Here is an 11,922-nt window from a genome sequence, read left to right on the forward strand (position 1 = left end):
TATTAGAGCATAGCATTACCCTCTTGATTCACCCTAGCTTAGATAACTTTTGGTAAAGATAACTTGTCGCTATTACAGTGTAAGACGCAGCATAAGATAAACATTATAACTATCGCAAGCTTGAACGAATAACTCAATCAATCATATTAACTCATTGATTATTATTCATGGCTTATCATACAACGACAATGATTTGTGACTTATAATTTATGATCTTTGACCTATAAGTTACGGCGCATAAGTTACTAGTCAAACCATAGCCTATAAATACAATCTATTAATGAGCGCTTACTAATTATTTACTTAATGACTACTTATTAATTAGCTATTAATTACCTACTAATTAATAGTCACTTGTGATACCGCTCTTAATAGTATGGCGTTACCCGTTGATAAGGTTAAGGTTACTCTTGAATTAGTCACGAATGAGACATTATTACCATCTTTAACCCAGCTCTCTGTGGTGTTGACATTAGCTTTAGCTTGGTTTCCAGTAATGACGATATTATCGATATTAATGTCGTAGCGGTAGTTTGAGGTCTGATTCCAACTGTTTTGTAATAGTCTTAAATACGCCTCTTTATCTAGGCTGGTCGTTTTACCTTTTCTGGATAAAGAGATAAGCGCATCGTCAGACACCAAACGCGAGACTTGGCTAATGTTTTTATTATTCGCCGCCGTCTTCATGGAGCTGGCATAGTTTTGTACTAAGCCCTCGCTCATCGTCGCGGCCTGTGCGTTAACAGCGACTACACTTGCGCCGGTAGCTAATGCTGTGAGACTAGCGCCTCTGATTATCAACGCTAGTAATCTTGTACTCCCCAAACGTGTATTCCCCAAACGTTTCATCTTCTTCCTTAGCGGTTATCTTGAAAGTTTTAGCCTATCAGTAATTTCTCACAGTCATGTAACTCCCTGTGTGATAATTGCATATCTAATCGGCTAGGCTTATCTTATTGATTGATCTAAAAAAAGTCCTTGTTAGTGCTAGAGTCGAACTCCTAATATCATTAACACAATATCGATAACATACTAAGACTTAGATTTGTCCGTATTATGACTCTCATCTACTCTGACGTCATTGTCATGCTCATCGTCACTAAGTTTCATACCCAAGCGCTCAACACGGCGATCCATCATCTGCCTAGCCAGTGCTTGCATATCTTCAACTCTGTCAATCTCATCGACAATCTCAAGGCCTAATAAGGTCTCAAACACATCTTCTAAGGTCACAAGTCCTTTAACCTCGCCATACTCGCCAACAGTAATGGCAATATGAATACGATTTTTTAGCATCAGCTCTAACAAGTCAAACAATTTCATCTTGGAGAAAACAAAAGTGATCTCTCGCTGAAACTGCGTCAGAGGCTTATGGGTCGCGTGATTTACTTTTGCTAATAAGATATCTGTTTTAAGCACAAACCCAGTAATATTATCCAAATCACCATCATAAATAGGTAGGCGCGAAAAAGTCAGCTTAGGGCGATCCGCTAATAGCTCAGTGACGGTTTTGTTTTGTTCAAAAGCGAGCATTACTGAGCGCGGCGTCATGATGTCTTCGACTTTTATCGCCCCAAAGGCTAACAAATTACGAATAATACGCGACTCTAGCGGGTCAATTTGACCAGCCTCCTCACCTATACTAGCAAGAGCGGCAAACTCACGGCGACTAAAGACATCGGTCTCTTTGCTTCTGACCAGCAGCTTAGTGATACGCTCAGATATCCATATCAGCGGATATAAAAGCATAATAATACCGCGAACGAAGTACGCTACTACACCGCTAAGCTGACGCCAATAAACGGTCCCTAAGGTTTTGGGGATAATCTCAGATATAAACAAAATAGCCAATGTCATAAACGCTGAGAACACACCAAACCAAGCACTACCAAAGACAATCGTGGCTTGCGCACCGGCGCCAATAGAACCGACGGTATGCGCTACGGTATTTAAAGTCAAAATAGCCGCCAGCGACTGATCGATGTTATCGACCTTAAGACGTTTGAGCATGGCCGCTTTGTTGGGGTTCCTCTCTTGTACATCAGCGATGTAAGAGGGTGTCATAGTCAGTAGCGCTGACTCTGCAAGCGAGCAGACAAACGAGACACCAATTGCTAAGAGTACAAACAGCACTAGTAGTAGCACACTACTTGCTGTAGCTTGTGCTGCGACCTCTGTCGCTGCAGCTGAGCTCGCTGCTAGTACAGATGTCGGCAACAAAAGCAATGTCGCACTGAATATGGCAGTGCAAACCGATAAAATCCAGTGATAAGAGCTAGAGTTTTTTATAGGGGGAGGCTCCGCTGAAGCTTGTTTACGACAAGCGCGTAAGCGATATAAACGAGAAGTAACCAAAGAGGTAAGCAGCAAGTCGGGTAACCTAAATAATGATTTAATAAAAGGTGGAGCGAAAAATAAAGCGCTGCTATAAAGCCAACACTTTTATAAGCATTCGATATTATCATTGATACTCAGGTTACACAATATTTTGTCTTCATACGATGAAACCACGGGCCATTCAGCCTTAAATTTTGCAGTCCTATGAGCCGTTTTATCGGTATACTAACGCTTATCTATTTTGAGCCATTGATAGTTAGTCTCAATATAGGACTAAAACCTAAGACTAAAACTAGTATTTAGAAGCACTTATCTGCCCTAATGCGTACCGTCATAGCTGCTACCATTAGCGCTACGCTTATTGTCAGGCTAAGAAAAATGCGCTTGTGCTATGATTAACAGTTACTAAGTGTTAGATTTTTTGTTACTATGCGTCTAATTTTATTTTTGTACCTCACTTATCGAGAGAAATTATGAGCTTATTTATCCAGTCAGCCCATGCTGCTGAAGCAGCAGGCGATGCCGCCGGTGGCGCGTCACTATTTGGTCAGCTACTACTGCCAGTCGCTTTTTTTGCTATCTTTTACTTTTTGGTTATTCGTCCGCAGTCTAAGCGTACTAAAGAGCACCGCGCGATGGTAAGCTCGCTTACCGTTGGCAGCGAAGTTATCTTCGCCGGTGGCCTCATGGGCCGCATCAAGCAAATCGAAGGCGATTATGCTGTTGTGAGCTTAAACAACAATACAGATGTCAAAGTGCAACGCGCATCGGTAATCTCAGTACTCCCTGCAGGCACTATTGAGAGCGTTTAAGTCTTACCTTAGTGCTGCTTGACGATGAGTTAGATTGTAGTCAGCTATAGGTTATAGTACTTATTTATAGTCACACATTTATAGTCACACATATTGTAATGACCGTTCACTAATTGCGGTCATTTTTGGCTATTAGCTACCCTATTATCTATTCACTCATGGTCTGCATCACCAGTCTTTTATCAATATAAAGAAGTCATTATGCAATATCCCGCATGGAAATACCTAGTTATCATTGTCGTGCTTATCGTGGCAGGTCTTTACGCGGCTCCAAACCTTTATCCTGATGAGCCTGCGGTGCAGATTACGAGTGCTGCAGCAGGTACTCAGCTGTCTGAGAGCGTATTAACGGAGTCTGAGCGTCTGCTTAGTGAAGCCAATATCGACTTTCACGATGGTAGCTTTGAGGACAACAGTGCCTTGGTACGCTTAGATACTCCAGATGAGCAGCTAAAAGCTCAGGAAGTCTTGCGCCAAAACTTAGGCGATGATTATGTCGTCGCGCTCAACTTAGCGCAAACCACGCCGCAGTGGTTACGCGATATCGGCGCTAAGCCTATGAAGCTCGGTTTGGATCTTCGCGGCGGGGTGCGTTTTGTACTAGAAGTAGATATGGATAAGGCGCTAGAGCAGCGTCTTAGCAGCGCTAGCCGTGACGTGCGCCGAGAGCTGCGCGCTGAACGCGTAGCGGTGACCGGTACTAAAACTGAAGGTCAAAGCATCATTCTGCACTTCTCTGACACTGATGCCCGCGGACGCGCACAAAACATCCTACAAGCGTCAATGGGTAATGACTTTACGGTGCAATCAACCATTGATGACCAAGGCCCTGCGCTAGTCATGTCCTATAACGATGCCATGGTCGATGAGATTAACAGTTACGCCGTTAATCAAAACTTGACGACTTTGCGTAACCGGATTGCTGAGCTTGGGGTCGCAGAAGCATTAGTACAGTCGCAAGGCGCTAGCCGTATCGTGGTGGAGCTACCGGGCGTACAAGATACTGCCGAGGCCAAACGAGTGCTTGGCCGTACTGCCAACCTTGAGTTTCGCATGGTAGCAAAAGATGCCGAAAACTACACCGGCGGTATTCCTCCTGCTGGCACTGAGGCCTTCCCTTTTCAATCACTAGATGGCCCGCCGGTTCTGTTAGAGCGTCAAGCTATCGTTACCGGTGACAAAGTCACTAACGCGCAGACAGGCGTTGATGAGAGCGGTACACCTGAGGTGAATATTACCTTAGATAGCGCTGGCGGTAGACTCATGCAAAACGCCACGCGCACCTCAGTTGGTGAGCAAATGGCGGTGCTGTTTATCGAAAACAAACAACGCATCACTTATGAAGAAGATCCTGTGACGGGTGAGACGACTGAAGTTCGGACGCCTTACGCGGAGACTAAAGTCATCAACCGTGCCAATATCCAAGCGGTACTTGGCTCCTCGTTTCGTATCACGGGCTTAGATAGTAGCGCTGAGGCGGCCGAGCTTGCTTTGCTACTACGCTCAGGGGCGCTAGCGGCGCCGATGTACTTTGTCGAAGAGCGCACTATTGGCCCTTCACTTGGTCAAGAAAATATCGATAAAGGTTTATTTTCGACCCAAGTCGGTTACTTACTCGTGTTCATCTTTATGATAATTTTCTATCGCTTGTTTGGCGTCATTGCTAACGTTGCGTTAGCTGTCAACGTCATCATTATCATCTCAATCATGTCGATATTAGGCTCATCTCTTACCTTGCCTGGTATCGCTGGTATCGTCTTGACCATAGGTATGGCGGTCGATGCTAACGTGCTGATATTTGAGCGCATACGTGAAGAGATAGCCAACGGTGTGCGGCCAAAAACCGCCATTGTGGCCGGCTTCGATCGTGCGTTTAGTAGTATCTTCGATGCTAACATTACCACACTGCTGGTGGCTTTTATCTTATTCGCTATCGGTACCGGTCCGATCAAAGGCTTTGCTATTACTTTAGCGATTGGTATTGTCAGCTCACTGTTCACCGCTATTTTGGTGACACGAGCGCTAGTACAAATCGCTTATGGTAAGCGCAAATCTATCAAACGTTTGAGCATCGGTTAGGAGACTACTATGGCGATCGATCAGAATAACCCGAACAATAAAGACAACCTGCCGACCTCGAACAGCTCAGGCAATCAGTCAGGTAACAGCGGCTCGAATACTAACTCGCAAGGCAATAAGCGTCGCCGCCGTAATAAGCCGCGCCGTGATGGTAAAGGTAGCAATACTCAAACCAATAATTTAAATAAAACGACTAAAAGGCCTAAAGGAGCTCAGCGTGACAATGCTAAAGGCTCACAAGCCCTAGCAACAGCTAATGCTGTAGATCCTAGTCACTTCGAGGGCGACGCCGCTGATGACGCAGCAGCAGCAGCTGAAGGCGGTATAAAAGCCATTGGCGATCAGCGTATTATCCCCTTTATGAAATTAGAGAAGCCTATGGGCCTACTCTCTATCTTTATGGTTATCGCAAGTATCATTGCTATCGCCGTTAATGGTTTAAACCTAGGTCTTGATTTCACCGGCGGCGTCTCAGCGGATGTCAGCTACGAGCAATCGGTTGAGCAAGCGGCTGTGGTTGAGGCCTTAGCTGATAACGGTTTTGATGACGCTGTCGTGCAGTACTTAGGCACTAATAAAGAGCTGCTAGTACGCCTACCGCCGCAATCTGACAATATCGATGGGCTCAATACTAGCTTGGATACCGCATTAGACTTGCCTAATAATCCAGCTAGTATTAGCAACGTCAATATTATAGGTAGCCAAGTGGGTAACGAGGTCTATCTGAACTCAGTGATGGCCTTAGCTCTTGCCTTAGTCTGTATGCTAGGTTACGTCGCGCTACGCTTCCAGTTTAAGCTCTCATTAGGGGCGGTATTATCATTATTTCATGATGCGATTGTGACAATTGGGGTATTTGCACTCTTTGGCTTCCCATTTGATTTGACGGTTTTGGCGGCGGTACTGGCGCTGATTGGTTACTCGCTGAATGATACTATCGTTGTCTATGACCGTATCCGTGAGAATTTCCGCCGGGTTCGCGGTATCACGCCGCGCCAAACGATTGACTTGTCATTGACTGAAACCTTACGCCGTACGATCATGACTATCTCAACGGTGCTCTTAGTCGTGCTGGCTATGATGTTCTTAGGCGGTGATGGCTTATACTGGTTCTCAGTGGCGTTATTTATCGGTTTGCTTGCTGGTACTTATTCTTCTACTTATATTGCAAGCTCTATTCCGCTAGCGATGGGTCTATCACGCGATGACTTTGTGGTAAAAGTAAAACCTGAGTTTGAAGAAGAGATCGTTAGCTTTAATGACCCAAAAATGTTTGAATAGTTTATTGTAAATAAGTGAATTGGCGAATAGTTATTCATAGCTATTCGCTAAAAAGTTATTATAAAAGCACCTGACTCATTATCGATGAGTGTTGGGTGCTTTTATTTTTGTATTATGTATTACAGCGTTTAGCCTTTATCTCAGTAACAGCGATATTTTATGGCCACAACCTCAACAGCAGCGCCCCAACCTATCGATACCCGCTATCGGCGTATCATCTCTATCGCCGTGCCTGTTATGTTGGCAAACCTAGCCATGCCGCTACAAAGCCTGATTGATACTGCCGTCGTTGGTAATATGAGTGCGGCGGCCAATCTTGCGGGCATGGGACTTGCAATCCAGCTTTTATCGCTATTATTAGTCAGTTTTAACTTTTTGCAGTACGCCTCCTCTGGATTATCGGCTCAGGCTCTGGGTCAGCTCAGTGCCAGTGCGGCAGCTGAGGATACAACTGCTAATGGCTCAAGTAACCGCTCAGGCTCAGAGCAAATGGCCTCGGCCCTACTCTCTATTTTGCAGCGCGCTTTAGTACTCGCCTTTATCATCGGGGCGCTATTACTCTTAGCAAAACCTTGGCTGATCGAATACGGTTTGCAAGCGTTATCGGCGAATCCTGCTAGTGGCGTCGCTGCCCAAACTTACTTAGACGTGCGCTTCTGGGGCGTCATCGCTGAGCTGATGAATTTTGCTTTTATTGGCTGGTTCGCAGGGCAAGGTAAGACGCGTTACATGCTCTATCAGCAAGGTTTTATTGCGCTATTAAACATTATACTGACGCTGTTTTTTGTGTATGGTATGGGGCTGGGATTAGTCGGTGTTGCTTTAGGGACTACTATCGCCTTTTGGTCAGGAGTGGGGCTAGCACTTTGGCTAAGTCGCCAGCATTTACAACTGTCGTGGTCAGCTCTATTTAGTACTGACGCTGAGTATTTTACGCGCTCAAAGATGCTTAGGCTATTTTCTTTAAATAAAGATATTTTTATTCGCACCCTTATTTTGACTTTGAGCTTTGCTTGGGTCACAAGACTGTCAGCACAAAGTGGCGACTTAGTTTTGGCCGCTAACGCTATTCTTCTGCAAGTTCTCAGTATTTCAGCCTTTGCTTTAGATGGCGTAGCGGTGTCAGCAGAGACACTTGCAGGACAGGCCGCAGGGCGACAAGACTGGCGACGCTTTGCTATTATTGTCAAGCGGACAGGTATCGTCAGCTACGCTTTGGCATTGCTCTTAAGTCTGCTTTGGTTCCTAGCAATGCCGACATACTTGCAGACAATGACCAATATCGAACCGGTGCTCACCCTTACCCGCCAATATCAGAATTATGCGATACTACTGCCGCTGATAGGCGTAGGCGCGTACTGGCTCGATGGTATATTTTTCGGTCTCACTGCTGGTAGTGTCATTCGAAATGCGGCCCTGCTATTAGCCGTGGTCTTCTTCCCTATCAGCTGGCTACTTTATGAGCGCTACGATATGACAGGGATTTGGCTCAGCGTTTGGTGCCTATTAGCCCTAAGACTAGTGATTCTTGGCGCGTTTTTATACCGTGCTTACCTGACAGGCAATTACGACAAGCTACAACCTCAATAAAACTAGAATAAATTTAAATAAAACGTGACTACAAGCGCTAAATCCTAAAAATAAAAGCTGGATGTCACATATAACAACATCGAAAATCTCAGGATCTAACGTGACCATTTCTTATTCCAAACAACAAACACAGGCCTCCTATCGGTGGGCTGATGGCTTCAAAAAAAGCTTAGCTGTGGCAATGGGCTATTTGCCTGCTGGTATTGCCTTTGGCGTTCTTGCTCAAGTCGCTGGCATTCCTATTTGGGCAACTTTGATGCTGAGTTTATTTCTCTATGCAGGCGCAGCGCAGTATGCGTGCTTGCCCATGCTAAGCGCCGGTCTGCCTGTGGGTAGTATCGCAACCAACATTGCCGCGATTAACTTGCGTCATGTCTTTTATGCTATGCCGTTATTGCAATCTATGCCTACCCAAAAGCTGGCTAAGACCTATTGCTTATTTGCGCTAACCGATGAGACCTTTTCGGTAATGACTAGCCTGCCTGCTGAGGAGCGACAAGCGTTAATACTGCCTATCAGTCTATTTAATCAAAGCTGGTGGGTGGCGGCGTCTCTGATTGGGGTGATGATAGGTAGCGCTCTCAACGACTTAGTGCCGCATTTAGATTTCGCCTTAGTCTGTTTGTTTGCCATATTAGCTTATGAGCAGTTTCAAAATGTGAAGCGGCTATTTCCTATCGCTATCGCTGTCATTGGGCTGATACTGGCTTCCTTGTTCACTAGTGACTGGCTATTATTAGTCGCTATTAGCTTTTGTATGCTGCTGATTTTAGCGCGCGGATTTTGGCTGCAGTACTCTGTTACAGGAGACCACTCTGATGACTAGTCAATATCTAATTATAGCTACTCTCGCTATGGCAGCGGTGACTTTTGTCACTAGAGCTATCCCTGCCTTAATTCCCAAAAAAATACTAGACACGCCTTGGCTCCACAGGCTTAATGAGAGCTTACCTTTATCGGTGATGGTGCTGCTTATTTTGACTAGCTTGGCTTATCAAGACTTGTCGCTGAGCCATAGTTTAGCCAGTCCTGAGGTGCATCTATTGTTAGCTCAGATTGGTGCATTAGCACTGGTATTTTTAGTTTATCATTTTAGCAAGCAGCTGCTAGTGAGTATGATCGTCGGTATAGCGACTTTAAATGGTCTGCTTTGGGTATTTGCTCAGCTCTTAAGTTAAAATCTACTGAAAGCGCACAATCAAACACCGAACACTGAACACTGAACACTGAACACTGAACACTGAACACTGAACAATTAAATATCGGCATAAAAAACGAGCTTCCCTACTTAACATAGAGAAGCTCGTTTTTTATACTATGACAAGCAATGATGCTATTAATCTAAAGATTATATCTCTTCAATACCCATCATATCGACTGGCGTATCAGCAACAATTTGTACGCCTTTCTTGCCAGTCTTAGCCGTATCATTACGCTGAGCCTGCAGATGATCAAGATAAGCTTCATTGATTTGTCCAGTGATATAGCAACCATTAAATACGGCACAATCAAAGCCTTCCACTTTACTATGCTTAGTGTCTTTTACCGCATCAATCAAGTCATCTAAATCTTGGAATATCAGACGATCCGCGCCGATAATCTTACGCACTTCTTCAACACTGTGTCCCGAAGCGATCAGCTCACTACGTACTGGCATATCGATACCATAGACATTAGGGTACTTGACCGGCGGCGCTGCACTAGCAAAGAAGACTTTACGCGCGCCCGCATCACGCGCCATTTGGATAATCTCATGACAAGTAGTGCCGCGTACAATAGAGTCATCCACTAGCAAGACGTTTTTGCCTTTAAACTCTAGCGGCACGGCACTGAGCTTTTGCCGTACTGATTTTTTGCGTTGCTGCTGGCCTGGCATAATAAAGGTGCGTCCGATATAACGGTTCTTCATAAAGCCTTCGCGATATTTAATATTCATCTTCAGCGCCAGCTCCATCGCTGAGGTCCGCGACGTATCGGGAATAGGAATGACCACATCGATATCATGATCATCGCCCCACTCGGCCAAGATTTTATCGCCTAGTTTTTCGCCCATACGCAGACGCGACTTATAGACTGAGATATTATCCATAATCGAATCTGGACGCGCAAAATAGACGTACTCAAAGATACAAGGCGTATACTCTTGCTGCTCAACGCACTGATAAGTGTGCAAGTTATGGTCTAAATCGATAAATATCGCCTCGCCGGGTTTGACATCACGAATAATCGTAAACCCTGAGCCTGTTAGCGCCACTGATTCTGAGGCCACCATATATTCTGTACCGCCATTAGCCGCCAAGCGCTCACCGAATACCAGTGGACGGATGCCATTAGGATCACGAAAAGCTAATAAACCGTGACCGGTAATCAAAGCCACTACGCCATACGCGCCTTCACAGCGATGATAGACCGCTTTTACCGCTTCAAAAATATCATCAGCGTTAGGATTCGTCTTGCCTAAGTCCTGCATCTCATGGGCGAGCACGTTAAGTAACACCTCAGAATCTGAATCGGTATTGAGATGACGACGATCCTCGATATATAGCTCTTTGGCTAAGGTTTCCGCATTGGTCAAGTTACCGTTATGCGCTAAGGTAATACCATAAGGCGAGTTGACATAGAACGGCTGCGCCTCAGCACTGCTAGAGGTGCCAGCAGTCGGATAGCGCACATGACCGATACCAAACTTACCGACTAGCTTGATCATATGGCGGTTCATAAACACATCGCGCACCATACCGTTTTCTTTTCGCAGGTACAGACGCCCATCTTGCAAAGTAACGATACCGGCTGCATCCTGACCGCGATGCTGAAGCATAGTCAAGCCATCATAAAGAATTTGGTTAACGGGCTCATGAGCTGCAACCCCAACGACTCCACACATAGTTATGTCCTATTTTAGAGCAAAGATTAGTAACGAGAAGGTATAGCGTTTATTCATACTAGTGGTTTGGCACTAATGAATCCTGCACTAATGAATTCTGATAGCAATGAATTCATATTAGCTAGAAATTTAGAAACTTGAAAAGTCAGAAACTTGAAAATTTAGAAACAATGCAACTGATATACAATATCGATGCGTCTATATTTAAAGAGCGAATACTACGGTAATAACATCACTCTGATAGCATAATCCTGATGACGCAGTTTTATAAGAAAACTTTTTTTATTTTATAACACTACTATGCCAAAGCCTAGATAGCTTACATGCTCTAACCTTATAGAAAAATCAATAAGAGTAAAATAAATATCATCGTCGGCTCAGAGCTATTATGATTGGTTAATCTGTCCCCAAGCCATACCTAGCATATCGGTAGCTAGCTCTTTACCCATTGGTGCATAAGGCATCAGCTCAGGGGCAAGCACTGAGGTCTGCCACTGCGGCAGCTGTACCAATAAAGGCGCACTGATACTAAGTACTACCAACACCATTAAGGTGTTTTTGGCTGCTCCCAATACACCGCCTGCCATCTTATCGAGTACGCTAAGATTTAGCGTTTTGAGTGCGCTTGAGAAAATAAACGCTAGCAAGTGCATGATGGCTAAAATAACAATCACGACTATCAAAAAAGCTAATGCCGTCTGCAGTACCGGATTGGCAACTAAGCTTGATAACTGCGGGGCAATCGACGTAGCTAGCCGAGTGGCGACAATTAGAGCGACAAACCAGCCCATAAGTCCTACCGCCGTTTTTATCAACCCTGCCTGAAAGCCGCGCCATAAACCAATGAGCACCACGATAGCAATGATAATATCTAAACCACTCATCTCTACGGCCTCATTCGTTTAAGGAAAGGGTGAAAAGTATTATCATACTCAGCTA

The 11,922-nt window shown here is 44.8% G+C and carries 10 protein-coding genes; 6 read left to right on the top strand and 4 right to left on the bottom strand.

Translation table 11 applies throughout. The annotated features are described in order from the left end of the window. Positions 1 to 339: 339 nt before the first annotated feature. Positions 340 to 849 carry a nuclear transport factor 2 family protein gene (locus AAEY83_RS09310; protein ID WP_025644185.1) on the bottom strand — a complete coding sequence of 170 codons (510 nt, stop codon included), beginning with the start codon at positions 847 to 849 and terminating at the stop codon, positions 340 to 342. A gap of 183 nt (positions 850 to 1,032) precedes the next feature. Continuing rightward, complete coding sequence (locus AAEY83_RS09315; protein WP_238062403.1) at positions 1,033 to 2,220, bottom strand: CNNM domain-containing protein; 1,188 nt, start codon at positions 2,218 to 2,220, stop codon at positions 1,033 to 1,035. Between the two features lie 590 nt (positions 2,221 to 2,810). Between AAEY83_RS09315 and yajC the strand changes: the two genes are divergently transcribed. From yajC to AAEY83_RS09345, 6 genes are all read left to right on the top strand, one after another. Then, complete coding sequence (gene yajC / locus AAEY83_RS09320) at positions 2,811 to 3,149, top strand: preprotein translocase subunit YajC (protein WP_025644181.1); 339 nt, start codon at positions 2,811 to 2,813, stop codon at positions 3,147 to 3,149. A 201-nt stretch (positions 3,150 to 3,350) separates the two neighbouring features. Beyond that, complete coding sequence (gene secD, locus AAEY83_RS09325; RefSeq protein ID WP_025644179.1) at positions 3,351 to 5,228, top strand: protein translocase subunit SecD; 1,878 nt, start codon at positions 3,351 to 3,353, stop codon at positions 5,226 to 5,228. A 9-nt stretch (positions 5,229 to 5,237) separates the two neighbouring features. Further along, entirely contained in the window at positions 5,238 to 6,509 is a 1,272-nt protein-coding gene (secF, locus tag AAEY83_RS09330; RefSeq protein WP_025644177.1) for a protein translocase subunit SecF, read from the top strand. Between the two features lie 159 nt (positions 6,510 to 6,668). Continuing rightward, positions 6,669 to 8,099: an MATE family efflux transporter gene (locus AAEY83_RS09335; RefSeq protein WP_029374370.1), complete on the top strand. Its 1,431-nt coding sequence runs from the start codon at positions 6,669 to 6,671 to the stop codon at positions 8,097 to 8,099. Between the two features lie 181 nt (positions 8,100 to 8,280). Further along, the gene (locus tag AAEY83_RS09340; protein ID WP_084212601.1) at positions 8,281 to 8,925 is read left to right on the top strand and encodes an AzlC family ABC transporter permease; all 645 of its coding nucleotides are present in this window, start codon (positions 8,281 to 8,283) and stop codon (positions 8,923 to 8,925) included. After that, positions 8,918 to 9,277: an AzlD domain-containing protein gene (locus AAEY83_RS09345; protein WP_025644174.1), complete on the top strand. Its 360-nt coding sequence runs from the start codon at positions 8,918 to 8,920 to the stop codon at positions 9,275 to 9,277. The genes AAEY83_RS09340 and AAEY83_RS09345 overlap by 8 nt, the downstream gene beginning before the upstream one ends. A gap of 170 nt (positions 9,278 to 9,447) precedes the next feature. Here AAEY83_RS09345 and purF read toward each other — a convergent pair whose 3' ends face one another. Both purF and AAEY83_RS09355 read right to left on the bottom strand, forming a co-directional pair. Further along, positions 9,448 to 10,983, bottom strand: coding sequence for an amidophosphoribosyltransferase (gene purF, locus AAEY83_RS09350; RefSeq protein ID WP_025644172.1), 1,536 nt, complete (start codon positions 10,981 to 10,983; stop codon positions 9,448 to 9,450). A 386-nt stretch (positions 10,984 to 11,369) separates the two neighbouring features. Beyond that, a complete protein-coding gene (locus AAEY83_RS09355) occupies positions 11,370 to 11,867 on the bottom strand; it encodes a CvpA family protein (RefSeq protein WP_025644170.1) in 498 nt (165 codons plus the stop codon). Positions 11,868 to 11,922: the final 55 nt, after the last annotated feature.

Origin of the sequence: Psychrobacter sp. TB20-MNA-CIBAN-0197 (genome assembly GCF_040309765.1) — a bacterium.
GTDB classification, from domain to species: domain Bacteria; phylum Pseudomonadota; class Gammaproteobacteria; order Pseudomonadales; family Moraxellaceae; genus Psychrobacter; species Psychrobacter submarinus.